This is a genomic window from Actinacidiphila oryziradicis (assembly GCF_005047355.1).
Classification (GTDB): domain Bacteria; phylum Actinomycetota; class Actinomycetes; order Streptomycetales; family Streptomycetaceae; genus Actinacidiphila; species Actinacidiphila oryziradicis.
In genome coordinates this window covers 134,090-159,526 of sequence record NZ_SUMC01000008.1, presented here as the reverse complement: position 1 = coordinate 159,526, position 25,437 = coordinate 134,090, and the positions used below count along the sequence as shown (strand labels likewise).

Genomic DNA, 25,437 nt, shown 5'->3' with positions numbered 1-25,437 from the left:
TGCTACGGCTGGCGGGGGTAGGTGACGTGCTGCAGAACTGTGCCCGGAGAGTTGGTGCAGGAAGCGTCCACGACGAATGCGTCAACCTGGGTGGCATCGCCGGGGTGGGAGAGGACGACGAGGTAGGAACTCTTGCCCTTGTAGGTGTCGCGCCCGGTGGCGAGCGGGGCGTCAGCTCGCTTGGTGGCCAGCAGGACGCAGGACGGGACGGAGCCGGATGTCCTGCCGGTTTCCTTGGCACCCAGATCGGGGCTCAGCTCAGGAGTGAGGGTCGCCCCCGCGAGAAGGCTGTGCACACGTGCTTCCAGGTCGTCCGTGGCGGCCTTGGTCCCGGCGCCCGCAATGCTCTTGGAGGCGCCGCTGGTGGCGTTATTGCCTGTGCTCAGGGAGCTGACGAGCACACCACCCAGGCCGAGCGCCGCAGCCACTGAGGCGGTGACGAGCAGCCGTTTGCCCCAGCGGCGTCGTGGGCGGGCGCGACCGGGACCGGTGGTGGCGGGCGCGTGGCCACCGGGGCGGCCCGGCGAGGGGGCTGTTTCACGTGAAACGCTCCCCGGGGCCGCCTCAGCCGCTGTTTCACGTGAAACAGCGGGCGGGGCCGAAGCGGGTCGAGCCGGGTCGGACGATGTCGAGTCCAGCAACGCCTCGGCTGCGATGGCAGCGTCGATCCGGCCCGCGATGTCAGCGGGCATCCGCGGCGGGCCGGGGAGGGTACCGAGCAGGCCCCGGATTTCGTCCAGGGAGGTGCGCACATCGGCACACGGGCCGCAGCCGTCGAGATGACCGCGCACATCGGCGGAGCGGTCGGGTGGCAGGATTCCTTCGGTGAGGGCCGAGATCTCGGCGACTTCGGGGTGCTCGTCCGTCCCTGTAGTGGGAGTCACTGTTGTCCACCTCCGCCCTTCATAGCGTCCTGGCTGTTCCCCGCTTCCGTCTCTGGGACGGATGTCTCCTCCGACCGGTTCCTTCCCCGTGTGGGATCCCCGCTGCCCATGGTGTCTGAGCGCAGATGAGTGAGGAGTGGGAGCAGACGGGCTCTCCCCCGCGCGCATCTGCTCTTCACCGTGCCGGTCGGCACACCCAGGACAGCGGCGACTTCTGCGACGGGGTAGCCCTGCATGTCCACCAGAACGAGGGCGGCGCGCTGCTCGGGGGGGAGGGTGGCGAGCGCCCGGAGGAGTTCGCGATGGAGTTCCCCGCGCTCGGCGGGCGCGGCGGCGGACTCATGGGGTTCGAGCAGCTCTTCGAAGTGCTTTTCGTCCACGACGGAGGCTGTCCGCCGGGAAGCGGCCTTGCGGGCCCGGTCCAGGCATGCGTTCACGGTTATGCGGTGCAGCCAGGTGGTGACGGCCGACTGGCCCCGGAAGGTGTGCGCGGACCGGAACGCGGAGACCAGGGCGTCCTGGACGGCGTCCGCGGCCTCTTCCCGGTCCCCGAGGGTACGCAGGGCCACCGCCCACAGCCTGTCGCGGTGGCGCCGGACGATTTCAGCGAAGGCGTCCGGGTCCCCCGCGACATGGCGGGCGAGGAGGTCGCTGTCGCTGACCTCCCCACCCACGCTTGCGTTTGCCACGGTCCCCCTCTCGGCGGGGCCTACGACGCGCCCTTGAAGATCACGTCGGTGATGGCCTGCTTGTAGCCGGCGCCGCTGTAGTTGTCCGCCGGTGACTGGGGCATGGCGGTGAGCCACACGACGACGTAGCGCGTCTCGACTGTGTTCTGGACGGTGAGCTTCGCACTCGTGCCATTGGTGGTGACAGTGGCCAGCTTCTTCAGATCAGTCGGCTTCACGTCGGAAGTCAGGGAGTCGGCTGCGTACAACTCGACCGTGGTGTGGTTGCCGCTGTACAGAAGCCCTATTGAGGCGGAGCTGACCTTCTGCTTGGAGCCGAGATCATAGACGATGCCGACACCTTGTTTGTAGGGAGCCAGTACCGGGCCGCCGGTGAAGCTCTTGCTGCGCCAGTATGTGGACGAGTCCTTGTCGTAGGTCAGCTTGACCTCGTCCGGGTGCTGGGCACCGCCGTAGGGGGCGTACTCGGCACCGTCGTTGATCGGCAGTGTCTTCAGTGTGGCCTTGCCGGAGCCGCCCGTATTGCCGTTCCCGGCCTTCTGGGACGTGCCGGTGCCGGTGCCGGTGGACTTGGGCGTGTTGTCACCGTGCATCAGGGTGTTCGCCAGCTGCCAGCTGCCCAGCCCCAGGGCGGCGATCAGGAGGGCGGAGACGGCCCACTTGAGTGCCTTGCCGGTGCGGCCAGGGAGGGCCGGGGGCGGGGTGGAGCCGAGGACGGAGGTGGACTGGAAGTGTGCGGCGGGCTGGCGGTAGGCGCCCTGTTGGTAGGTGGTGCGGTGGAAGGGGGGGAGAGTGGGCTCGGGAGGGCGGATCTTGGGGATCGCCGCGACCGCCTTGGCGAGCTCCTCCGGGGTGGTGCAGGGCTGGAGTTCACGGGAGGCGGTGGCGCCGTCGTTGACGAGGGCGCGCATGGCGAGCTCGGAGAGGCCGCGGTGGACCCCGGCACGCACCTGGCCCGGGGCGACGAGGCCGATGTCCTTGGGGAGGCCGGTGAGGCCGAACTCGTCCTCGGGGTAGGGCCAGCGCTTGGTGAGCGACGCGTAGAGGAGGGCGCCGATCGCTTCGGTGTCGTCGCGCTGTGGGCTCTCGGACTGGACGCCGCGCAGGGCGGCGGCGACCGCGAGGCCGCGGATACGGTACTGGCCGGCCTCGGTGCGCAGCACGCAGTCGGGGTTGAGCCGCAGGTGTGAGAGGCCTTCGCGGTGGGCGGCTGCCATGCCTTGGGAGACCTGGCTGACCATCTGGTAGGCGTCGTGGGCGTCCAGCGGCCCCCCGGCGAGGATGGCTGTCAGATCGGTGGCGTCCGGCAGCCATTCGTGGATGACGTAGACGAGGTCGTTCTCCTCGACGGCGTCGAGGACCTGGACGAAGCGCGGGTCGCCCAGCAGCGCTGCCGAGCGGGCGGCGGCGAGCACAGGCCGGGCGCGGGGGTGGTCGGCCGGGAGGATGTGGATACCGACGGCGCGGCGGAGCTTCTCATCGACCGCTCTCCAGCTGCTGAAACCGTCGAGGCGGGTGAGGCACTCCTCCAGGCGGTAGCGCCTGGCGAGCATATGGCCGCTGTGGAGCTCGGGCGGCTCGGGGTTTTCCGGCTCCGCGTCCTTGCGCGATGTGGTCTCCTCGGCGAGGGTCTGCTCCGGGTCCTGCGTTTCGATCAGTTCCGTCATCGCATCGTCGGCCGTGGCACTGTCCGCCTTGGCGGTGAGCGGCGGTTCGCCACTCTCATTGGCCACTCCGACGGCAGCCGTGCTCCGTTCCGCCACGGTCGTTCCTGCCTCCCCATCCGTTGCAAGGTCTGACAACACAGCCAAGGACAATTGTGCCAACAGTCCGCCGCTATGCACGACACGCGGCGGTCCGGGATGGTTGCAAGCGTCCGGTCAACGACCTAGTCGTCCGCGAACCATTCCCACCATTGCCGTCATTTCCTCGATTCGCATTCGCTTCGCGGCCACGAAAAACACACCCAGGAGGGCCAGTCCGCCGGCCATCACCGCGAGCAGCGAGCCGGACGCTCCGTACCCCAGGGAGTGGGTTACGCCGTAAGCGACCGTACCGCCGACAAGGGCGGCTGGGATGCTCGCCCCAATGAGGCGGGTGTACGTCCGTACAATCCGCTTGCCATCGAGGTCGCCGCCCAGCCGCTTACGGAGTCGCTTGACGGCTACCCCGACACCGACGACGTACGCCAAACCGTAGGACGCGGCCATACCCGTGACAGCCCATCGGGCCGGAAGCGCAACGAAGCAGGCGGCCGATGCCGCCGCGTTGACGAGGGCGACGATCACGGTGTTGTAGAAGGGGGTGCGGGTGTCTTCGTAGGCGTAGAACCCGCGCAGCACGACGTAGCACACCGAGTACGGGATGAGCCCGAGGGCGAAAGCCATCAGGGTGAAGCCGATGTTCCGGGCACCGGCTTCACCCGAGCTGGCGTACATCAGGGTGGACAGCGGGATGCCGAGCGCGAGGAACGCGAAGGCGGCGGGCACGATCGCCACGGCGGAGGTGCGCAGGCCGTAGGAGAGGTCGTCGCGGACAGCTGCCGAGTCGCCGTCGGCGGCGGCGCGGGAGATCCGGGGGAGGACCGCGGTCATCACGGAGACGGTGATGATGGCCTGGGGCATCTGCCAGAGCTGCAGGGCGTAGTTGTAGGCGGTGATGCCGGTGCCCTGGTGGCCCTGCTTGTACGCGATGCTGCCGGCCCAGGTGGCGAGGTTGGTGACGACGATCATGCCCAGCTGGTTGGCGAGGACGAAGAAGAACGTCCACTTGGCGAGCTTGGCCGCGTGGCCGAGGCCGTGGCCGCGCCAGTCGAAGCGTGGTCGCAGCCGGAAGCCCGTCTCGCGCAGGTACGGGATCATCGCGAGCGCCTGCACGGTCAGGCCGAGCAGGGTGCCGATGCCGAGCAGCCGCAGACCCTCGGGGGTGACCGTCGAGGTGCTGATGCCGGAGGCGTGGGCGGTGCCGTAGACCCAGATGAAGGCGCCGAAGGTGGCCATGATGACGATGTTGTTGAGGACCGGGGTCCACATCATCGCGCCGAACCTGCCGCGGGCGTTGAGGATCTGGCCGAGCACGACATGGACGCCCATGAAGAACATGGTGGGCAGGCAGTAGCGGGCGAAGGTGACCGCGACGTCCTGTGACACCGGGTCGGTCTCCCCGGACATCATCCTGATGAGCAGTGGCGCGGCCAGCACCGTGACGGTGGTGACGCCTGCCAGGAGCACGACGACGAGGGTGAGCAGCCGGTTGGCGTAGGCCTCGCCGCCGTCCTCGTCGTTCTTCATCGCGCGAACGAGCTGTGGGATGAAGACAGCGTTCAGGGCGCCGCCGCCGACCAGGATGTAGATCATCGTTGGCAGGACGTTGGCGACCTGGTAGCTGTCGTTGAGGGTGCCGATGCCGATCGCCGCCGCGACGAAGAGATTGCGGCCGAAGCCGGTCGCCCGGGAGACGATCGTGCCGGCTGCCATCACCGCGCTGGACTTCAGCAGGCTGGTCGCGCGGCCGCCTGAGCGGGCTGAGGGGACGGCCGCGGCCGGCACAGGCTCTTCCGGCTCGGGCCCGGGGTCGGCAGGAGCGTAGGCGGCCGGCTGCTGTGGCTGCTGGTCGCGGAAGAGATGCTCGTACGGGTCCTGGCCGGGCTGCTCCTGTGCCGAGGCGTGGCTGACGAGCTCGTCCAGACCGACGTACTGCTGCTGCTGCCCGTACTGCGGGTAGCCCTGGTAGGGCTGGGCGTAAGGCTGTGTGTAGGGCTGGGCGTATGGCGCGGGCGGGGGGTGCGCGGCGCGGTCGTAGAGGGCCTCACCGACCGGGTCCTGCTCCGTCGGATCCTGCTGGCGGTGCGGATCGTGGGCGTAGGTGTCCTGCAGATACGGGTCGGGCGCGGCGGGGCGCTGCTCGGGCTGTGGCGGAAACTGGTCCTCCGCTGCCCAATTGCGTTCACCGTCGTACGGCGCGTTGGTCACTGCCCCACCTTATTGATTGGCCGCAGACTATCTTTGTTAAGAGTCCACCTTCTCACCCGTCGCGGATGGCTCGAGGCTTTCCGGGGAGGTGTCAGGGGCCGGGTCACCCGGCTGCTCGGGGTCCGGACCGTTGCCATTGTCGCCGTTGCCGTCGCCGCCGTCACCATTCGTCTCCTCGGCCGTTGCCGCCGCCTTCCGCTTGCGCTGGTGGTACATCCGTACGCCGGCCAGCACGAGCAGCAGCAGGCCAACGGCGATCACCAGCATCACAGTTGACGTGATGGAGGTGACGTACACCTTGAATGTCATGGCATTCCCGTAGCGGGCGCCGTCCGTGGTGTAGAGCTGCGCGGTGATGCTGGTGAGGCCGTTCCGGCGGGCGGTGGCGCCGAACTTCAGCGACTTGGTGTGGCCGCCGCCGACGGTGACCTGCTGCGGGTTGCCGACGGTCAGGCTGTTGCTCTGGCTGGAGGTGAGCCGCAGCTCCAGGCCGCTGACGGCCTGGCCGAGCTCGTTCTTCACAGTGACGGGGATGGTTGCGCTGCGGCCGGAGAGGGTGAGCGTCCCGGACTTGCTGAGGATATGGACGAGCCCCTTGAGCTCGTTGAGATAGTCGCCGGTGGCGTCACGGAATGTCTTGGCGCCGGCTTTGCTGCCACGCCACTGGGTGGACATCGAGCGCAGCAACGCGTTGGTGAAGGGGGTGTCCACCCGGTCCGGGTGGCTGAGGATCACCCGGAATCCGTTGAGGGCGCTCTGCGTGGCCTGGATCTGCCGGAAGGCGTCGGTGTCCAGCTCCTGCTTACGCAGGCTCTTCGGGTAGGAGCCGCTGCCCGGGACCTTGCGGTTGGCTCCCGGGTCCGGGGTGGCCTTGGCGGCGGCGGTGAAGGTGGCTGCCTGGGCCCAGCCGCTCTGCGTCACGGTACTGATGGCCTCGGCCATGGCCTGGGCCTGGGAGCCGGTGGGCATGCGCTGCGGGGCGACGACGATGCTGCGCTGTTTCTTCGGCGCCTGCTCGGTGATCAGCAGGGTCTGGGAGATGAACTTCTGGACCGCGAGGGTTTCCTTCCTGGCACTGAGCATGTCCCCCCGGAACGTCTTGGAGAGCGCCGAGTCGGCCACCACCGCTGTGGTGCCGCCGCCGATGGGCCGGGCGGCGCTGGGCGTGTAGTCCAGTGATCCGCTCTCGCTCAGGCTGTCGCTGCGGGCGATGACCTTGTCTGCGCCGGCGGAGGTGGCGACGGCGACGACGGACGGGTCAACAGCGCCTTCGACGGGCCAGGCGGCATCGGTTTCCGGGGTGGTGCCGAGGATGCTCTCGACGGTGGTGGTCGCCAGGTCGGTGGCGCTCTTGAGGTGCGCGAGGGTACCGGGCACCTCCTTGCCGCTGTGCGCGATCGAGGCGATGTCCGGGTCGGCAAAGGGCAGGGCCATGACCTTCTGCCCCGTGAGGGCGCCCTTGAGGTCGCTCAGCCACTGGTTGGCGTCGGCGGTTCCGGTGCCCGAAGTGGTGTGGACGAGGTCTCCGCCGTCTCCGGCGACCTGGTACTTCTTCGTCATCGCGTCGACGGTCGCGAGCAGGTCGGGATCGATCACCCAGGTGACGGGGAGATCCTTGCCGAGGTCCAGCAGCTGCCGCAGCCGGCCGCCGGGGGCGAGCTCCTGGGCGAGGCTGTCGTCGAGGAAGATCGGGCTCTGCTGGTCGTCGGTGCCGCTGCGGACGGCGAGATGGGGCCGGTCGATGAGCGGCCACAGGAATGTCAGCTGGGTCTTCTTGGTGCCGCCTGCTTGGTACCAGGGCAGGAAGGTCCGCTGGATGCCGAGGATCTGCTCGTAGCCGGTGCTGCGGATCAGGCCGGTGAGTGAGACGCCGAGCTGGTAGACGCCGTCGTTGCCGAGACCTAGGTCGCTCACCGGGACCTTGAGGCTGAACGGGAGGCTGATGCCTGCCGGGATGTCCTTGACGGCGGCTTGGTGTCCGGTGAGCTCGTAGCCGTCGGCGGTGGTGCTGAAACCAGTACGGGAGGCGGCCGCGCTCATCGCGCTGCGGCTGCTCAGCGGGCCGCCGGGGGCCATTCGCAGGCCGATGTGGGCTCCGGTGATGGTCTGGGATCCGTCGTTGGTGACGGTACCGCTCACGGTGATCGTGCCGCCCTTGGTGGGGACGGCCGGGGTCAGGGAGTCCACCGCCACCTCGGCGGTCCGTGAACCGTTGTTGGTGGCCGCGTACGCTGCGGGGGCCGTATGGACCTGGAGGAGGCCGCCGAGGAGCGCTCCTCCGGCGAGAAATGCGGCTGCTCGTCGCAGCCGTCGTGCTGCGTTCTTCCGGAGGGCATCCCCCGGGACCCCCCGAGCCGGAGATGTGCCCGGGTGCTGTGCCGCCTCGCCCACGCGCTGGCCGTCCCTCGTTGTCAGTCGTTCCGCCGTCACTCGTCCTGACGTGTGTCCTGGCATGGTAACGATGCTCGCTGAGCCGAAGTGCTGCGGACCGCACTCCAAGATCGACGGAGTACGGCCGCCGGTGCGCCGTGGCTTCACCGGAAACCTGTGAGCCGGGGGCCGCCCGGCCACGTACCCTTTTCTGTTGTGCCGAATGCCAACCACGCCCCCTTGCCCCTGCCGGCCGTCCACCCGGTCTCGCCGGTGGCCGAAGACCTAGGCCGCCGCTTCCAGGACGCCGGATTCCGGCTTGCCCTCGTCGGAGGCTCGGTCCGCGACACATTGCTCGGACGGCTCGGCAATGACCTCGACTTCACGACGGACGCCCGTCCCGAGCAGGTGCTGAAGATCCTGCGGCCGTGGGCGGACGCGGTCTGGGAGGTCGGCATCGCCTTCGGCACGGTCGGCGGCCGCAAGGACGGCTACCAGGTCGAGGTCACCACGTACCGCTCGGAGGCGTACGACAGGACCTCCCGTAAACCGGAGGTCGCCTACGGCGACACCATCGAGGAAGACCTCGTACGCCGCGATTTCACCGTCAACGCGATGGCCGTGGCACTGCCCGCCGTCGAGTTCGTCGATCCGTACGGCGGCCTCGACGATCTCGCACGGCGTGTGCTGCGCACCCCGGGCACTCCGCAGGAGTCGTTCTCCGACGACCCGCTGCGGATGATGCGGGCGGCGCGCTTCGCGGCGCAGCTGGACTTCGAGGTGGCGCCGGAGGTCGTCGCCGCGATGACGGCGATGGCGGACCGGATCGAGATCGTCTCGGCAGAGCGGGTGCGCGACGAACTGAACAAGCTGATCCTCTCCGACCACCCGCGCAAGGGCCTGAGACTGCTGGTCGACACCGGGCTCGCGGACCGGGTGCTGCTCGAGCTCTCCGCGCTGCGGCTGGAGCGGGACGAGCACCACCGGCACAAGGACGTCTATGAGCACACCCTGACCGTGCTGGAGCAGGCCATCGAGCTGGAGACGGAGGGCCCGGACCTGGTGTTGCGGCTGGCGGCTCTGCTGCACGACATCGGCAAGCCCCGCACGCGGCGTTTCGAGCCCGACGGGCGGGTCTCCTTCCACCACCACGAAGTGGTCGGCGCGAAGATGACCAAGTCCAGGATGACCAAGCTCAAATACCCCAACGACCTCATCCGGGATGTCGCCCGTCTCGTCGAGCTGCATCTGCGCTTCCACGGATACGGCAATGGTGAGTGGACCGACTCGGCGGTGCGCCGGTACGTGCGCGATGCGGGTCCGCTCCTGGAGCGGCTGCACAAGCTCACCCGCTCCGACTGCACGACGCGGAACAAGCGCAAGGCGTCGGCTCTGTCACGTACGTACGACGGGCTGGAGGCGCGAATCGCCGAGCTGAAGGAGAAGGAGGAGCTCGACGGGATCCGTCCGGACCTGGACGGCAATCAGATCATGCAGATCCTGGGTGTCGGGCCGGGGCCGCTGATCGGTAAGGCGTACCAGTACCTCCTGGAGCTGCGGTTGGAGAACGGGCCGCTGGAGGAGGACGAGGCGGTCTCGGCGCTCAAGGAGTGGTGGGCGCAGCAGTCATAGGGCTCTGCGTTGCCTCCCGGGGGGATGTTTCACGTGAAACATCCCCCCGGGAGGTGTGGGCCGGTGCTGTGTTTCACGTGAAACACGGCACCGGCCGGTTCTGCTTCAGGTCCTGCGGGGGTCGCGTCAGCGGCGCCCCGTGGTGTGGAACCAGCCGTCAGGGGCACGTGTGACCGAGGCGAGACCCATGGCCACCAACGCGTAGAGAACACTCACGCCGAGCATCAGCGGCACCGAACGGCCGTCGGCGGGCAGTATCAGTGCCGCGACGGCGGCCGCGCCGACGAAGGCGACATTGAAGAGGACGTCGTAGAGAGAGAAGACGCGGCCGCGGTAGGCGTCGTCGACGGACGACTGGACCACGGTGTCGGTGGCGATCTTCGCCCCCTGTGTGGCGACACCGAGGACAAAGGCGGCGGCCATCACCGGTGCCGGTTCGAAGGACAGGCTCAGGCCGGGCACCAGCACCGCCGCGAACGCGGCGCACACCGTGATCCACCCCTGGGTGCCGAAGCGGCTGGTGGCCCATGGGGTGATGACCGCCGCCAGGAAGAACCCCGCCCCCGATACCGCGACAGCGATTCCCAGCAGTCCGAGCCCGCCCGACCAGGCGTACCGGCAGAGCATCAGTACGGTGACGGTAAGCGCCCCGTAGCAGAAGCGCATGGCCGTCATCGCTGCCAACGCCCTTGAGGCGAGCGGCCTTTCGTGCAGATGCCGGATCCCGGAGGCCAGGCCGTGGATGGTGCTGCCCAGTGCCGCGCCGAAGCGCGGCTGGATGAACGACGGGGCAGGGCCCAGCAGGTCGCGTGGCATCGGCAGCGCCGACAGCCCCGCGCAGAGGTAGCCGACGGCGCCGACCACAACGACAACCGCGTCGGACCCGCGCCCCTCCGGCATGGCCAGATGGACCAGGAACGCCAGGCCGCCGCCTGCGGTCGCCGCGAGCGTGCCCGCCGTCGGTGACAGCGAGTTGGCCATGACCAGCCGCTCGCCGTCCACCACGCGGGGCAGTGCGGCCGACAGCCCCGCAAGGACGAAGCGGTTCACCGCCGTCACCGACAGCGCGGAGAGGTAGAAGAGCCAGTCGGGCACCCGCGCCAGCATCAGCAGCGCCGTGCCCACGGACAGCACCGCCCGCAGCAGATTGCAGTACAGCAGCACCTGGCGCCGCCGCCACCCGTCCAGCAACACCCCTGTAAAGGGACCGAGCAGCGAATACGGCAGCAGCAGCACCGCCATTGCGGAGGCGATCGCGGCCGGTGAGGTCTCCTTCTCCGGTGAGAAGACGACATACGTGGCCAGCGCCACCTGGAAGACGCCGTCGGAGAGCTGGGACAGCAACCGCACCGCGAGCAGCCGGCGGAAATCGCGCAACCGCAGCAGCACGCGGAGATCGCGGACAACGGGCATGCCGTCTACCTTCACACACCACGGAGGTCCCCGGGCACATTGCCCGGGGACCTCTGTGGTGACACCGCGTCCGGCTCAGCCCTCAACGTGTCCGGCTCAGCGCTCGACCTCGCCGCGGATGAACTTCTCCACGTTGTCTCGCGCCTCGTCGTCGAAGTACTGCACCGGCGGGGACTTCATGAAGTACGAGGACGCCGACAGGATCGGGCCGCCGATACCGCGGTCCTTGGCGATCTTCGCGGCGCGCACTGCGTCGATGATGACACCCGCGGAGTTCGGGGAGTCCCAGACCTCGAGCTTGTACTCCAGGTTCAGCGGGACGTCACCGAATGCGCGGCCCTCCAGGCGGACGTAGGCCCACTTGCGGTCATCCAGCCACTGCACGTAGTCCGACGGGCCGATGTGGACGTTCTTGGCGCCCAGGTCGCGGTCCGGGATCTGGGAGGTGACGGCCTGCGTCTTGGAGATCTTCTTGGACTCCAGACGGTCACGTTCGAGCATGTTCTTGAAGTCCATGTTGCCGCCGACGTTCAGCTGCATGGTGCGCTCGACGAGCACACCGCGGTCCTCGAAGAGCTTGGTCAGCACGCGGTGCGTGATCGTCGCGCCGACCTGCGACTTGATGTCGTCCCCGACGATCGGCACACCCGCCGCGGTGAACTTGTCCGCCCACTCCTTGGTGCCGGCGATGAAGACCGGCAGCGCGTTGACGAAGGCGACCTTCGCGTCGATCGCGGCCTGCGCGTAGAACTTCGCGGCGTCCTCGGAGCCGACCGGCAGATAGCAGACCAGCACGTCGACCTGGCGGTCCTTGAGGATCTGGACGATGTCCACCGGCTCCTCGGCCGACTCCTCAATGGTCAGGCGGTAGTACTTGCCCAGGCCGTCCAGGGTGTGGCCGCGCTGCACGGTCACACCGGACTGCGGCACATCGCAGATCTTGATGGTGTTGTTCTCGCTGGCACCGATGGCGTCCGCGAGGTCGAGGCCGACCTTCTTCGCGTCCACATCGAAAGCGGCCACGAACTCGACGTCCCGCACGTGGTAGTCGCCGAACTGCACGTGCATGAGGCCGGGCACGCGGCCGTTCGGATCGGCGTCCTTGTAGTACTCGACACCCTGCACCAGCGACGCTGCGCAGTTGCCTACGCCAACGATGGCTACGCGAACCGAACCCATTCCGGTTGCTCCCTGTGTACTCGTCTTAATCGTTAATCGTCACGGGTCACCCGAGGTCCGGGTTCACCGCCGCTTTGCTGTTGGTTGTCCCGCTCATCGGATCCGCCGGGCGCCGGCTGGGGCTTGGTACCGCCCGGCCGCCCGGCCCGCTCGGTCTCGATCAGCTCGTTCAGCCACCGGACCTCGCGTTCCACCGACTCCATGCCATGCCGCTGGAGTTCCAGCGTGTAGTCGTCGAGTCTTTCCCGGGTACGGGCCAGAGAGGCCCGCATCCGCTCCAGGCGCTCCTCAAGGCGGCTACGTCGCCCTTCCAGCACCCGCATCCGTACATCCCGGGATGTCTGGCCGAAGAAGGCGAAGCGAGCCGCGAAGTGCTCGTCCTCCCACGCGTCCGGGCCGGAGTGGGCGAGCAGCTCCTCGAAGTGCTCCTTGCCCGCGGCTGTCAGCCGGTAGACGATCTTCGCCCGCCGGCCGGCCAGCGGCACGGTGAGCGGATCGGGCTCCGGACCGGTCTCCTCGACCAGATAGCCCTGGACCACCAGTGTCTTGAGGCAGGGGTAGAGGCTGCCGTAGCTGAACGCGCGGAAGATGCCGAGTGACGTGTTGAGCCGCTTGCGCAGCTCGTAACCGTGCATCGGGGACTCGCGCAGCAGCCCGAGGACCGCGAATTCGAGGATGCCGGAGCGCTTGCTCATGCCCGTGATCCTCCTCCATTCCGGTCCTCTCCGCCTCATATGTCGACCTGATGTATCGGCCCGATACATCACGACGATAGAACGCCCCACTCACTCCGGCAAGGCGGCCTGCCGTGACCGACGTCACATTGCGAAACCTATGAGTCGTCAACCGCCCGATATATGGCGAACCTCTGCGGACCGCGTGATTTGACCCTGCGTACTCTGTTCGCCATGCAGAGCACTGGGAACCGATGGGCGCGAGTGAGCGTCCTTGTCCGTGGTGCGGTCCGGCCAAAGGGGAAACGGCCGCAACTCGGGGGGACCAGTAGTCCATTGCCGTCTACAGGCGATGCCGTCTGTCCTAGGAGTTAGCTGTTCATGAGCGAGCACCGTCGCAAGCCGCCGCAGTCGCCGGGCGGCGGCGGCCGCGCAGCCGCCCGGCGCGGCGCGCCCCAGCAACCCCAGCAGCCCCCGCCGCGCGACGCCCGGCGGGCAGCGCCCAGGGTGCCCCATTCCCATGGCTCCGACGCTCCTGAGGCGGCCGCCCCGCCGACGCACGGGGGCCGCGCCGCAGCCAGACGCGCCGCCCAGGGCGGCAGCCGGCGTGCGAACAGCTCCGGCGGGCGTGGCGGCGGCCGTGGCGGCGGGCAGCCGCCCAAGAAGCGCTTCATCGACTACCCCCGCTGGGGCAAGGACGGCTGGCGCCGCTGGATGCCCTCGTGGAAGCTCGTCACGGGGCTCTGCATCGGGTTCTTCGGCAGCTTGGTCACTGTCGCCGGCGTCGGCTACGCCATGGTGGCCGTGCCGAACCCGAACGAAGCCTCGCAGGCGCAGAACAACGTCTACTACTGGGCGGACGGCTCCCGCATGGTCGCCACCGGCGGCGAGGTGAACCGCCAGATCATCACGATCGACAAAATCCCGGTCGCGATGCAGAACGCGGTCATCTCCGCCGAGAACAAGACCTTCAGGACGGACTCCGGCGTCGACCCGATGGGTATCGCCCGTGCCCTGTTCAACATGGCCAAGGGCGGGGCAACACAGGGTGGTTCGACCATCACCCAGCAGTACGTGAAGAACGCCATGCTCTCCCAGGACCAGACGATCACCCGTAAGTTCAAAGAGCTCTTCATCTCCATAAAGGTCGGAACGAAGCTTGACAAGAACGAGATTCTTGCCAACTACCTGAACACCTCCTACTTCGGACGCGGCGCGTCGGGCATCCAGGCGGCGGCCCAGCAGTACTACGGCATCGACGCCAACAAGCTCAACCCGAGCCAGTGCGCCGTCCTCGCGGCACTCCTCAAGGGCGCGACGTACTACGACCCGGCCGGGAACACCGACATCGACCCGGCCGCCACCGCTGCGGCCAACACCGCACGGTCCGAGGCCCGTTGGAAGTACGTCCTCGACCGTGAGGTCATCGACGGCAATATGACAGCGACCGAACGGGCCAAGTACACCAAGTACCCGATGCCGCTGGCGCCCAAGAAGAACGTCGAGCTGGCCGGCCAGACCGGCTACCTGGTCGACCTCGCCAAGGCGTACTTCGTCAACAACAACACCAAGGGCATCACCGCCGACGACCTGGCGAAGGGCGGTTACCAGATCTACACCACCTTCGACAAGACGAAGGTGAACGAGCTCGAGGCGACCGTCAAAAAGGTCCAGAAGGCCAACATCAACCCGAAGCTGCGCCCGAAAACGGACAAGTACGTCCAGTTCGGCGGTGCCTCGGTGAGCCCCAAGGACGGCTCGATCGTCGCGATCTACGGCGGCACCGACTGGACGAAGCACTTCATCAGCAACGCCGACCAGACCGGTGTGCAGGTCGGCTCGACCTTCAAGCCCTTCGTCCTGGCCGCCGCGATGACCTACGGCAAGATGGACCCCAGCGGTGGGCCGAATCAGCCGGACTACGGCCAGCCGGGGTCGCAGCGGACGATCGTCTCCCAGAACAGCATCTACAACGCCAAGAACAAGCTGAAGATCAAGAACTACGACGGCACCGTCTGGACGGACAAGGACGGCAAGGAGTGGCTCCAGACGAACGACGGCGGTGAGACGCCCCCCGGCACCTACGTCACCCTCCGCACGGCAATGCAGGATTCGCTGAACGCCCCCTACGTCCAGCTCGGCATGGACGTCGGCACGGGCAAGGTGGAGGAGGCCGCGCTCAATGCAGGTCTGCTCAAGACCAGCCTTGCCAGCTCCAGCGTCCCGTCGTTCTCCATCGGCACCTCCGACCCGAGCGCGATCCGCATGGCCGCCGCATACGGCACCTTCGACAATGGTGGCCAGCAGAACGACCCGTACTCGGTCACCAAGGTTGAGCACAGCGGTGTGACGGTCTACACGCACACGGCCAAGCCCAAGACGGCCTTCTCCTCCGCCGTGGCGAGCAATGTCACCGACGTGCTGAAGAACGTGGTCGACAAGGGCACCGGTACCACCGCCAAGCTCCCGGGCCGCCAGGTGGCCGGTAAGACGGGCACCACCGACGGAAACCGGTCGGCCTGGTTCGTCGGCTACACCCCGCAGCTGTCCACCGCCATCGGCATGTGGCGCAAGGACGACCAGGTCCACAAGGACAAGAACGGCCAGGTCATCACCAACGCGTTCCAGTCCATGTTCGGTACCGGCAACCAGGAGAAGATCCACGGCGCCTCGTTCCCGGCCGAGATCTGGCACGACTACATGGCCGAGGCCCTGAAGAGCACGCCGGCGGAGAGCTTCCCCGCCCCCGGCAAGCTCGGCACCGTGGTCTACGGCGGCGGCGCAGCCAGCCCGACCCCCAGCGCGAGTGCGACCGCGAGCGCGACCGCGTCGGCATCGGCATCTCCGTCCGGGACACCGTCCACGACGCCGCCGACCGTGTCTGCTTCCCCGACACCGACGCAGTCCCAGACCTGCGCCCCGTTGGACTTCACCTGCTCCGGCGGCGGCACCACCACCGCGCCCACCCCGACAACAAGCACCGCAAGCCCCACCGCCACCAAAACCAGAGGTTTCGGTAACGGCGGGACCGGCGGCTAGCTACCGCACACCGCATCTCACCGCGGCCGCGGAGGGCACCAGCCCTCCGCGGCCGTTCCCGTTCAACGGGTCCGGAAAATACGATCGGGGTGGGCCGGGCGCCGAGCTTCAAGGGCGGAGCGTGTCGCCGATCCACGGAGTTCGGCCCACGGCAGCCCCTCACTCAGCTACGTACGGCAGGATGTCGCCCATGACGAGCGTGCGCGAAGACGACCACCGTGAGGCACAGGCGGTCGGAGCCCCAGTGGCGCCGACGGCCGAGGATCCGGTCGCTGAGGCCGGTAGCGAGCTGATCGGCGGCCCGCTGGGCCGCAGGGCGAGCCTGGCCGGCGGGCACTCGTGGTGGAACCCGCTGCGGGTGATCGTCAGCGTCGCGATCGGGATGTTCGCGCTGGGCATGGTGCAGAAGGTGCCGTGCTACAAGAGCGGCTGGTTCTTCGGCGCGAATACGCAGTATGCGAAGGCCTGCTATTCCGACATCCCGCACCTCTACTACGGGCGCGGCTTCTCCACCAGCCTTCACCCCTACTTCGACCGCATCCCGGACTCGGTGTCCGGCGGCATGAGCTACCTGGAGTACCCGGTCCTCACCGGCCTCTTCATGCAGGTCGCCTCCTGGTTCACCCCGCACAGCGGCTCCATCCAGAACCAGGAGCAGAACTACTGGCTGGTCAACGCCGGCCTGCTCCTCGTCTGCACCGCCGTCATCGCCGTCGCGGTCGCCCGCACCAACCGCCGCCGCCCCTGGGACGCGCTCCTCGTCGCCCTCTCGCCCGCCTTCGCGCTGACCTCGACCATCAACTGGGACCTCTTCGCGGTCGCCCTCACCGCGCTCGGCATGATGCTCTGGTCCCGGAGCCGTCCGCTCGCGGCGGGCATCCTCATCGGGCTGGCCACCGCCGCCAAGCTCTACCCCGTACTGCTTCTCGGACCGCTCCTGCTGCTCTGCCTGCGCGCCGGGCGCCTCCGAGCTTGGCGCAGCGCCCTCTTCGGGGCGGCGGCCGCCTGGCTGGTGGTGAACCTGCCGGTGATGCTGCTGGCCTGGCCCGGCTGGATCAAGTTCTACAGCTTCAGCCAGGAGCGGGGCGTCGACTACGGCTCGATCTGGCTCATCATCTCCCAGCGCACCGGCACGACCCTCGCCGGCGCGAACTCCTATGCGACCGCGGTCATGCTTCTGCTCTGCGCCGGCATCGCGGCGCTCGCGCTGTACGCGCCACGGCGGCCGCGATTCGCTCAGCTCGCGTTCCTGGTGATCGCGGCCTTCATCCTGACGAACAAGGTCTACTCCCCGCAGTACGTGCTGTGGCTCATCCCCCTGGCGGCCCTGGCCCGGCCGAAATGGCGGGACTTCCTCATCTGGCAGGCCGCCGAGGTCATGTACTTCCTCGGGATATGGATGTACCTGGCCCTCACGACGGGCGGCAACGACAAGGGGCTCCCGCTGGACGGCTACCACATGGCCATCGGGGTCCACCTGCTCGGTACGGCCTACCTGTGTGCCGTCGTCGTACGGGACGCGCTCTTCCCGGACCGCGACCCCGTCCGCTGGGACGGCTCCGACGACCCCTCGGGCGGGGTGCTGGACGGGGCGGAGGACGTATTCGTCCTGGGGCGCGGGCACGGGTCACATGCCGCGCCTGCGCGGTACGGCGACGCTACGCGGGCGCAGTGGGGCACTGGGCCGGCGGCAGGGGAGGAACGCGAACCGGCCTGAGCGGTCGGGACGGAATATTCGGAGTGCATATGTCAGATAAAGCCCGAGCGCCAGTGAAACCGCATATTTAACCGCTATGGGATGAAAATAGTCTGACGGGCTGGAATGTTCGTATTACGCCGCTCTACGTTCCGTCGTGGTGGTGGTTCGTATGAGCGAACACAACATGCCGACGATCACGGCGGTTCGGCAGGATGCAATCGAGGTCAGCGATTTCGTCTACGCGGCGACAGGAGCCCGCGTTCGGCGGCTGACCATGCCAGATGGAGAGCACTGGTTCCCGGCAACGGACGTGTGTGCTGAGCTGGGCCACACGAACCCGCGCAAGGCCGTGGCAGATCACGTTCACGAGGGCGGAATCTCTCGGCTCGAGACCGTAACCTCACGTTACGGTCTCAGCATTCCTGCAGGTAGGGGGTGGCGCCGAGACTTGAACATGGTGAATCTGCAAGGCCTGATCATGCTCGTCAACGGCTGCACGAAGCCAGAGTGCCAGCCCTTCAAACAGTGGGTTGCCGAGGTCATCGAGACCGTCCAACGAGAGGGCTCGTACAGCCTCCCCGTGTCGGAGATCGCGACAGCGACAAGCAATGGGGCTACGGCCTACGCAATGCCCGACCAGGTGATCGACCTGATCACCCGCCTCGAGGAGCGCAACCTGAGGCTGGACGAGGAGTTCGCTGCTGGACAGAAGGTGTCGGCGCAGGCGCAGGAGCGCCTCATGCAAACCCACGTGAACCTTGTGCAGACGCAAGTCGGCCTTGCGCAGAGCATGGCGCGGATCGCCGACGCACTGGAGGCGCTTGTCCGGGCTCAGGGGATGCCGTTGTCGGAATCCGGCCGTGAGTCGGAGACACCGCCCACGAGGCCGCCCGACATGAATGCGATTTTGGCCCAGTGGAGGCGACGCATCCCGGAGGGGAGCGACGTGTGGCCAGTAGCGCTGTATCTGCTGCCGGAGATGCTGCAGAACGGCGACTACAAGATGTCGATCGACTATCTCGCCGTCAAGGTGGGGATGACGGCGCAGGAGGCGAGCAGCTGCCTCCGGGTTCTCCGGCAGGCCGGTTGTATCAGCCAGCTGGGATTCACCCAGAACGGCAACCCGGTGCACGCCCTGATCCTGGAGTAAGCGTTGAGAACACACGTTATGAACCCGGATGCCCTGCTGGAGCTGGATGCTCTGCTCGGCAGCGAAGTTGCCCGCCGAGTGCGTGCGTATCTGCTCGACGCCGAGGAGGTGAACCGCTCCCGGCCACGCCAGAGGGACGCGAGCCATGACGCCAGAATCGCAGAAATCGCCAGGACGGCGGCGGCCACAGCCGTGGAAGAGCTGGTCGGGCCCATGCTCAAGGCCGTTATGGAGACGGCCGATGAGAATGCCCGTGGACTGGAGAAGCTGAGCCAGCAGGTCAACCAACTGACGGCCGAGCTGTACGGATCAGAGGCGAGACAAAGGCAACGACCGTAACCCCACAGTGGAGGGGGCGGCCGCAATCCATAGTTGCGGCCGTCCCCTCCGGCTCAGCGGTCGACGGAGCGGTCGAAGGTCGTCGTGGTGTGCCGCAGGTGCGCCACCAGCTCGTCGCCCACGGCGGGCGGGGCGACGTCGTTCGGCAGGTAAAGGATGGAGACCTGCATGTGCGGGGGCTCGGCGAACCATCTCTGCTTGCCGGCCCACACGAAAGGCGAGAGATTCCGGTTCACCGTGGCGAGCCCCGCCCGCGCTACGCCCTTCGCGCGGGGCATGAGGCCGTGCATGGCCTTGGGGGCCTCCAGGCCCACGCCGTGGGAGGTGCCTCCGGCGACGACGACCAGGTGGCCGTCGTCGGCGGCTTTCTGCTGGCGGTAGCCGTAGCGCTCGTTCTTGGCGATCCGGGTGACGTCCAGTACCGCACCGCGGTACTCGGTGGCCTCGTGGTCGCCGAGCCAGAGGCGGGTGCCGATGCGGGCACGGAAGCGGGTCTGGGGGAACTGCTGCTGGAGCTGGGCGAGCTCGGTGGCCTTGAGGTGGCTGACGAACATCGTGCCGAGGGGCAGCCGGGCCGCGCGCAGTCGTTCCATCCAGCCGAAGACCTCCTCGACGGCGTCGGATCCGTCGGTGCGGTCCAGGGGAAGGTGGATGGCGAAGCCCTGGAGCCGTACGTCATCGATGGCCGAGTGCAGCTTGACGAGGTCGTCCTCGCTCACGCCGTGGCGCTTCATGCTGCTCATGACCTCAATGACGACCCGAGCGCCGACAAGCCCGCGTACGCCTTCCACCGACGACACCGACCGGATCGCGCGATCCGGCAGTGGAACCGGTTCCTCACCCAGCCGGTAGGGGGTGAGGACGAGCAGGTCCCCGCCGAACCAGTCCTTGATCTTGGCGGCTTCGTACGTCGTGCCGACGGCGAGCGTGTCGGCTCCGAGCCGGGTGGCCTCGTCGGCGAGGCGCTCATGGCCGAAGCCGTAGCCGTTGCCCTTGCAGACCGGGACTATGCCTGGGAACTGCCCCGCCACGGACTGCTGGTGTGCACGCCAGCGAGCGGTGTCGACGTACAGGGTGAGGGCCATGGTCGGTACGAGAACCTTTCGTCAGCAGTCAGCCGCCGGCAGCGATCAGCAGCGGGAACTTCAGCGCCGCGACATGTAGATGTCAAGAGCCTTGTGCAGAAGCTTGTTGAGCGGGAAATCCCACTCGCCCAAGTATTCGGCAGCCTGCCCGCCTGTGCCTACCTTGAACTGAATGAGGCCGAACAAATGATCGCTCTCATCGAGCGAATCACTGATGCCGCGCAGGTCGTAGACGCTCGCACCGAGGGCGTAAGCGTCGCGCAGCATCCGCCACTGCATGGCGTTGGAGGGCCGTACCTCGCGCTTGTGGTTCGCGGATGCGCCGTACGAGTACCAGACGTGGCCGCCGACGATGAGCATCGTGGCGGCGGCGACCGCCTCACCCTCGTGTGTGGCGAGGTAGAGCCGCATGCGGTTGGGGTCCTCGGAGTTCAGCGCCGTCCACATACGCTGGAAGTACGAGAGGGGCCGCGGCCGGAAGTGGTCACGGACTGCGGTGACTTCGTAGAGCTCCTGCCAGACCGGAAGGTCGTCGTAGCCGCCCTGCACGACCTCGACGCCGAGCTTCTCGGCCTTCTTGATGTTGCGTCGCCAGAGCTGGTTGAAGCCCTTCTGGACGTCCTCCAGGGAGCGGTTCTCCAGCGGCACCTGGAAGACGTAGCGCGGCTGTACGTCGCCGAATCCGGCGCCGCCGTCCTCACCCTGCTGCCAGCCCATACGGCGCAGCCGGTCGGCGACCTCGAAGGCGCGCGGTTCGATGACGGTGGCCTCGACATCGCGCAGCCGCTTGACGTCGGGATCGGCGATACCGGACTTGATCGCGACGGAGTCCCAGCGGCGGATCACGACCGGGGGGCCCATTTTCACGGTGAAGGCGCCCTGCTGCTTGAGGTGCGACAACAGGGGCGTCAGCCACTCGTCGAGGTTGGGCGCGTACCAGTTGATCACCGGGCCCTCGGGGAGGTACGCGAGGTACCGTTTGACCTTGGGGATCTGCCGGTACAGCACCAGGCCGACGCCGACCAGGCCGCCGTGCTTGTCCAGTCCGCTGTTCCTGTCGTCGAACCAGCCGAGGCTTTCGGAGCGCCATTCGTTCTTGACGTCCGCCCAGGCAGGAACCTGCATGTGGCTCGCCGAGGGCAGGCTCTGGATGTACGCCAGGTGCTGTTCCCGACTGATGGTCCTCAGGGTCAAGCTCATGCGGGGCGCTCCCCATCGCTGCGACTACGGCTGTCCTGGGCCGAAGCCTACTGTGAACGGGGAATGCCATGGCCGAAGGCTGCCCAAGCCTGTGGATAACCGGTGGCCCCGCGGTTCTCCAGTGTCACCCCCGGGCTACCCCAGTACGCCGCCGAAGAGGCCGCCATGGGCCATGCCGAGGAAGAAGCCGACCGCCGAGGCGCCCAGCCCGATGATGAGGACGAACCGCTCGGCGGTCGTGGCGGAGATGAAGTGTCCCCACCCACCGGTGAAGATTCCGACCAGGCCCGCCCATGAGCTGATCAGGTGCAGCCCCGGCCAGATCGTTGTGATGATCGCCAGCGCGCCGAGCACCGCGGTGACCGCCGCCAGGGTGTTCTGCAGGGGATGAGCCCTGCCGTCGCTGTCGAGGATGGGGATGAGACGGGACTGCCGCTGCCGGACTGTCTGTGCCACGGGCACCTCCGTGATGGAGCGGTGGCGCATCGCTGCGCCGAACACAGCCGATGTGTACAGATTGAGGGCGTGGCCTGCGGATTTCAACCGCAAGGCGGGTGCCGGGTAGTCTGTACCGTCTGCACCGGTGTCTGCGCAGGTCCGGGTCGCCCAAGGTCGGCTGTCAGTGGCTCGCGGTACCGTTGCGACGCAAAGTAAACCCTCCTGCCACGGAAATGCCGTGGCCGCTGAGTCCAAAGGAGGTGGGTTCCAACATGCGTCACTACGAGCTCATGCTTATTCTCGACCCCGATCTCGAGGAGCGCGCTGTCTCCCCGCTGATCGAGAACTTCCTCTCTGTCGTCCGCGATGGCGGTGGCAAGGTGGAGAAGGTCGACACCTGGGGCCGTCGTCGTCTCGCTTACGAGATCAAGAAGAAGCCCGAGGGCATTTACTCGGTCGTCGACCTCAACGCTACGCCTGAGGTTGTCAAGGAGCTGGACCGTCAGCTCAACCTGAACGAGTCGGTCCTCCGGACCAAGGTCCTCCGCCCCGACACGCACTGAGTCGGGTTCCGAGCAGCCAAGCAGCTAAACCGCTGAGAGGTCATCCACCATGGCAGGCGAGACCGTCATCACTGTCGTCGGCAATCTTGTCGACGACCCCGAGCTGCGTTTCACGCCGTCCGGTGCGGCGGTCGCGAAGTTCCGTGTCGCGTCCACTCCCCGCATCTTCGACAAGCAGACCAACGAGTGGAAGGACGGCGACGGCCTCTTCCTCACGTGCTCGGTCTGGCGTCAGGCCGCGGAGAACGTGGCCGAGTCGCTCCAACGCGGCATGCGCGTCATCGTGCAGGGCCGGCTCAAGCAGCGGTCCTACGAAGACCGTGAGGGCGTCAAGCGGACGGTCTACGAGCTGGACGTCGAAGAGGTCGGTCCGGCGCTCAGCCGTGCCACCGCGAAGGTCACCAAGACCACCGGTGGCGGTGGCCAGGGCGGCGGCGGGCAGCGCGGCGGCTACGGCGGCGGTGGCGCCCAGAGCGGTGGCCAGGGTGGCGGCGGCAGCTGGGGCGGAAGCTCCGGCGGCCCGCAGCAGGGCGGCGGGGCTCCCGCCGACGACCCCTGGGCGACCAGTGCTCCGGCTGCCGGCGGCCAGCAGGCCGGCGGTGGCGGCAGCTGGGGTGGGAGCTCCGGCGGTTCCAGCGGCGGTGGCTACTCGGACGAGCCGCCCTTCTAGGCGATAGCCAAAGGGCTGGCCAAGGGCGACTGCTCAACACAACTTCTTGATCACACAGGAGAGAGACAATGGCGAAGCCGCCTCCGCGCAAGCCGAAGAAGAAGGTCTGCGCGTTCTGCAAGGACAAGACCGTGTACGTGGACTACAAGGACACGAACATGCTGCGGAAGTTCATTTCCGACCGCGGCAAGATCCGTGCCCGCCGCGTGACCGGCAACTGCACCCAGCACCAGCGTGACGTCGCCACGGCCGTGAAGAACAGCCGTGAGATGGCGCTGCTGCCCTACACCTCGTCTGCACGCTGAGAGAGGGTGACTGAAGCATGTCCAAGATCATCCTCACCAACGAGGTCAGTGGCCTCGGTGCCGCCGGCGACGTCGTCGACGTCAAGCCGGGTTATGCCCGCAACTACCTGATCCCGCGCGGTTTCGCGATCGCCTGGACCAAGGGTGGCGAGAAGGACGTCGAGCAGATCCGCCGTGGGCGCCGGATCCGCGAGATTCACACCATCGAGCAGGCCAACAGCGTCAAGGGCCAGCTTGAGGGCGTCAAGGTCAAGCTGGCCACCCGCGCGGGTGAAGCCGGTCGGCTGTTCGGTTCGGTGACTCCGGCCGACATCGCCTCGGCTATCAAGGCCGCCGGCGGTCCGGACGTCGACAAGCGCCGTGTCGAGGTCGGTTCGCCGATCAAGACGCTGGGCTCGCACAAGGTGTCGGTGCGGCTGCACCCCGAGGTCGCTGCCAGCCTCGACATCGAGGTTGTCGCTGCCTGACGCAAGGCATGATGAAGGGCCCGGGACCAAAAGGTTCCGGGCCCTTTTCAGCTGGTGCGAACCGCTCCTGTGACCAGCCACTTTCCAGTGCGGGAACGTATCTGCAGCGCCGCCATCCTGGTCAGCATCATCAAGGCCATGGCCCACCACAGGGCGGTCAGCCCACCGCCCAGGAGGGGGACGGCCAGCGCCGCGGGGGCGAATACCGCCAGCGTGACCAGCATGGAGCGGGCGAGATACGGGCCATCGCCGGCGCCCATCAGAACACCGTCGAGGATGAAGACCACGCCGGAGACCGGCTGGGTGGCCGCCACCACCAACAGGACCGGTATGAGCGCGTGCTTCACGGCCGGGTCGGCGGTGAAGAGCGGGGCGATCAGCGGACCGGCCGCGACCACCAGCAGGCCGAGCACGACACCCGAGGCGAGCCCCCACTGCACCATGCGGCGGCAGGCGGCCCTGGCGCCCTCCGGGTTGTCCGCACCCAGATAGCGGCCGATGACGGCTTGGCCGGCGATGGCGATCGCGTCCAGCGCGAAGGCGAGCAGGCTCCAGATCGTCAGCGTGATCTGGTGGGCGGCGATGTCCGCGTCACCCAGCCGGGCGGCGACCGCAGTGGCGATCAGCAGGACTGCGCGCAGGCTCAGCGTACGGATCAACAGCGGCACCCCGGCCTGGGCGCACGCACGGATCCCGGCAGCGTCGGGGCGCAGCGACGCGCCGTGCCGGCGGGCGCCCCGGACGACGACGGCGAGGTAGGCGGCGGCCATGGCGTTCTGGGCGATGACGGTGCCCCAGGCGGAGCCGGCGATGCCCATGCCGGCGCCGTAGACGAGTGTCACGTTGAGTGCTGTGTTCGCGGTGAATCCCGCGACGGCTACGTAGAGCGGGGTCCTGGTGTCCTGCAGCCCACGCAGGACGCCGGTCGCGGCGAGTACGACGAGCATGGCGGGGATGCCGAGGGAGCTGATCCGCAGATAGGTGACCGCGTACGGGGCTGCGGTGCCGGAGGTGCCGAAGATGTCGGCCAGCGCGGGCGCGGCGGGGATGGTGACCGCTACTACGGCGGTGCCTATGAAGAGCGCGAGCCAGACGCCGTCGATGCCCTGGCGGATCGCGGCGGGGAGGTCGCCCGCGCCGACGCGGCGGGCGACGGCGGCGGTGGTCGCGTAGGCGAGGAAGACGAAGATGTTGACGAAGGTGGTGAGCAGGGCGGCGGCGACGCCGAGTCCGGCGAGCTGCGGGGTGCCGAGGTGGCCTACGACGGCACTGTCGACCATGACGAAGAGAGGTTCGGCGACGAGGGCGCCGAAGGCGGGCAGAGCGAGGGCGATGATCTCCCGGTCATGGCGACGCCGGGTTTCCTTGACCAGGTTCACGCCACCTAGAGTAATCATCCACATGTAATGAGCGCAAGTGGCTAATGACTATTACAGACAACTGCACAGAGTGATCTCGTCCGTGCCGCTTGTCGCGATCTCGGGCGAGGTGCAGAAGTTTTTCTTTCCCACAGTGCCCAGGCGAAGAAAGTGCAGGCCAGAGCGCTGATCATTGAGTGATTGTGTGCTTGTCCACAGCACTGTCCCCCGCCCTGTGCACAGGTTCGGCGGGCTTCTCCACAGGATGGCAGCCGTTATCCACAGTTATCCACAGCGCCTGTGGATAACCGT

At 67.7% G+C, this 25,437-nt stretch carries 21 protein-coding genes; 9 read left to right on the top strand and 12 right to left on the bottom strand.

The genetic code is table 11. The features are described 5' to 3' along the window. Positions 1 to 2: 2 nt before the first annotated feature. The 5 genes from FCI23_RS11655 to FCI23_RS11635 all read right to left on the bottom strand — a co-directional run bounded on the left by FCI23_RS11655 (position 3) and on the right by FCI23_RS11635 (position 7,935). Positions 3 to 884, bottom strand: a complete 882-nt coding sequence (locus FCI23_RS11655) for an anti-sigma factor (RefSeq protein WP_136723428.1) — start codon at positions 882 to 884, stop codon at positions 3 to 5. Next, positions 881 to 1,573 (bottom strand): RNA polymerase sigma factor SigM, encoded by a 693-nt coding sequence (gene sigM / locus FCI23_RS11650; RefSeq protein WP_136723427.1) that lies wholly within the window; start codon positions 1,571 to 1,573, stop codon positions 881 to 883. The genes FCI23_RS11655 and sigM overlap by 4 nt, the downstream gene beginning before the upstream one ends. A 20-nt stretch (positions 1,574 to 1,593) precedes the next feature. Continuing rightward, a complete protein-coding gene (locus FCI23_RS11645) occupies positions 1,594 to 3,336 on the bottom strand; it encodes a protein kinase family protein (RefSeq protein WP_136723426.1) in 1,743 nt (580 codons plus the stop codon). A 117-nt stretch (positions 3,337 to 3,453) separates the two neighbouring features. Further along, on the bottom strand, positions 3,454 to 5,544 hold the full coding sequence (gene murJ / locus FCI23_RS11640) for a murein biosynthesis integral membrane protein MurJ (RefSeq protein WP_136723425.1): 2,091 nt from the start codon (positions 5,542 to 5,544) through the stop codon (positions 3,454 to 3,456). 36 nt (positions 5,545 to 5,580) lie between these two features. Further along, positions 5,581 to 7,935, bottom strand: coding sequence for a DUF6049 family protein (locus FCI23_RS11635; RefSeq protein WP_407645947.1), 2,355 nt, complete (start codon positions 7,933 to 7,935; stop codon positions 5,581 to 5,583). Between the two features lie 195 nt (positions 7,936 to 8,130). On the opposite strand from FCI23_RS11635, the gene FCI23_RS11630 reads away from it, so the two are divergent. After that, positions 8,131 to 9,546 (top strand): CCA tRNA nucleotidyltransferase, encoded by a 1,416-nt coding sequence (locus FCI23_RS11630; protein ID WP_136723424.1) that lies wholly within the window; start codon positions 8,131 to 8,133, stop codon positions 9,544 to 9,546. A 126-nt stretch (positions 9,547 to 9,672) separates the two neighbouring features. Here FCI23_RS11630 and FCI23_RS11625 read toward each other — a convergent pair whose 3' ends face one another. From FCI23_RS11625 to FCI23_RS11615, 3 genes are all read right to left on the bottom strand, one after another. Then, positions 9,673 to 10,959, bottom strand: a complete 1,287-nt coding sequence (locus FCI23_RS11625) for an MFS transporter (RefSeq protein WP_136723423.1) — start codon at positions 10,957 to 10,959, stop codon at positions 9,673 to 9,675. Between the two features lie 96 nt (positions 10,960 to 11,055). Continuing rightward, positions 11,056 to 12,138, bottom strand: a complete 1,083-nt coding sequence (locus FCI23_RS11620; protein WP_136723422.1) for an inositol-3-phosphate synthase — start codon at positions 12,136 to 12,138, stop codon at positions 11,056 to 11,058. 32 nt (positions 12,139 to 12,170) lie between these two features. After that, positions 12,171 to 12,833, bottom strand: coding sequence for a PadR family transcriptional regulator (locus tag FCI23_RS11615; protein ID WP_136723421.1), 663 nt, complete (start codon positions 12,831 to 12,833; stop codon positions 12,171 to 12,173). Between the two features lie 360 nt (positions 12,834 to 13,193). Between FCI23_RS11615 and FCI23_RS11610 the strand changes: the two genes are divergently transcribed. The 4 genes from FCI23_RS11610 (at position 13,194) to FCI23_RS11595 (ending at position 19,039) form a co-directional block, all read left to right on the top strand. Continuing rightward, positions 13,194 to 15,851: a transglycosylase domain-containing protein gene (locus FCI23_RS11610; protein ID WP_136723420.1), complete on the top strand. Its 2,658-nt coding sequence runs from the start codon at positions 13,194 to 13,196 to the stop codon at positions 15,849 to 15,851. A 190-nt stretch (positions 15,852 to 16,041) separates the two neighbouring features. Beyond that, entirely contained in the window at positions 16,042 to 17,568 is a 1,527-nt protein-coding gene (locus FCI23_RS11605; RefSeq protein ID WP_136723419.1) for a glycosyltransferase family 87 protein, read from the top strand. A 151-nt stretch (positions 17,569 to 17,719) separates the two neighbouring features. Then, positions 17,720 to 18,700, top strand: coding sequence for a BRO-N domain-containing protein (locus FCI23_RS11600; RefSeq protein ID WP_136723418.1), 981 nt, complete (start codon positions 17,720 to 17,722; stop codon positions 18,698 to 18,700). Between the two features lie 3 nt (positions 18,701 to 18,703). Continuing rightward, the gene (locus tag FCI23_RS11595) at positions 18,704 to 19,039 is read left to right on the top strand and encodes a GPO family capsid scaffolding protein (protein ID WP_136723417.1); all 336 of its coding nucleotides are present in this window, start codon (positions 18,704 to 18,706) and stop codon (positions 19,037 to 19,039) included. Between the two features lie 53 nt (positions 19,040 to 19,092). On the opposite strand, the gene FCI23_RS11590 is transcribed toward FCI23_RS11595, so the two are convergent. The 3 genes from FCI23_RS11590 to FCI23_RS11580 all read right to left on the bottom strand — a co-directional run bounded on the left by FCI23_RS11590 (position 19,093) and on the right by FCI23_RS11580 (position 21,780). After that, on the bottom strand, positions 19,093 to 20,124 hold the full coding sequence (locus tag FCI23_RS11590; protein ID WP_136723416.1) for an alanine racemase: 1,032 nt from the start codon (positions 20,122 to 20,124) through the stop codon (positions 19,093 to 19,095). Between the two features lie 60 nt (positions 20,125 to 20,184). Beyond that, on the bottom strand, positions 20,185 to 21,324 hold the full coding sequence (locus FCI23_RS11585; RefSeq protein ID WP_136723415.1) for a lipid II:glycine glycyltransferase FemX: 1,140 nt from the start codon (positions 21,322 to 21,324) through the stop codon (positions 20,185 to 20,187). A gap of 135 nt (positions 21,325 to 21,459) precedes the next feature. Further along, positions 21,460 to 21,780 carry a hypothetical protein gene (locus FCI23_RS11580; RefSeq protein ID WP_136723414.1) on the bottom strand — a complete coding sequence of 107 codons (321 nt, stop codon included), beginning with the start codon at positions 21,778 to 21,780 and terminating at the stop codon, positions 21,460 to 21,462. A gap of 254 nt (positions 21,781 to 22,034) precedes the next feature. Here FCI23_RS11580 and rpsF point away from each other — a divergent pair, with 254 nt between their 5' ends. The 4 genes from rpsF to rplI all read left to right on the top strand — a co-directional run bounded on the left by rpsF (position 22,035) and on the right by rplI (position 23,767). Next, positions 22,035 to 22,325 (top strand): 30S ribosomal protein S6, encoded by a 291-nt coding sequence (gene rpsF, locus FCI23_RS11575; protein WP_136723413.1) that lies wholly within the window; start codon positions 22,035 to 22,037, stop codon positions 22,323 to 22,325. Between the two features lie 49 nt (positions 22,326 to 22,374). Continuing rightward, positions 22,375 to 22,995 carry a single-stranded DNA-binding protein gene (locus tag FCI23_RS11570; protein ID WP_136723412.1) on the top strand — a complete coding sequence of 207 codons (621 nt, stop codon included), beginning with the start codon at positions 22,375 to 22,377 and terminating at the stop codon, positions 22,993 to 22,995. Positions 22,996 to 23,063: 68 nt separating this feature from the next. Beyond that, positions 23,064 to 23,300 (top strand): 30S ribosomal protein S18, encoded by a 237-nt coding sequence (gene rpsR, locus FCI23_RS11565; RefSeq protein WP_136723411.1) that lies wholly within the window; start codon positions 23,064 to 23,066, stop codon positions 23,298 to 23,300. Between the two features lie 17 nt (positions 23,301 to 23,317). Then, on the top strand, positions 23,318 to 23,767 hold the full coding sequence (gene rplI / locus FCI23_RS11560; protein WP_136723410.1) for a 50S ribosomal protein L9: 450 nt from the start codon (positions 23,318 to 23,320) through the stop codon (positions 23,765 to 23,767). 47 nt (positions 23,768 to 23,814) lie between these two features. On the opposite strand, the gene FCI23_RS11555 is transcribed toward rplI, so the two are convergent. After that, positions 23,815 to 25,146 carry an MATE family efflux transporter gene (locus FCI23_RS11555; RefSeq protein WP_246143643.1) on the bottom strand — a complete coding sequence of 444 codons (1,332 nt, stop codon included), beginning with the start codon at positions 25,144 to 25,146 and terminating at the stop codon, positions 23,815 to 23,817. Positions 25,147 to 25,437: the final 291 nt, after the last annotated feature.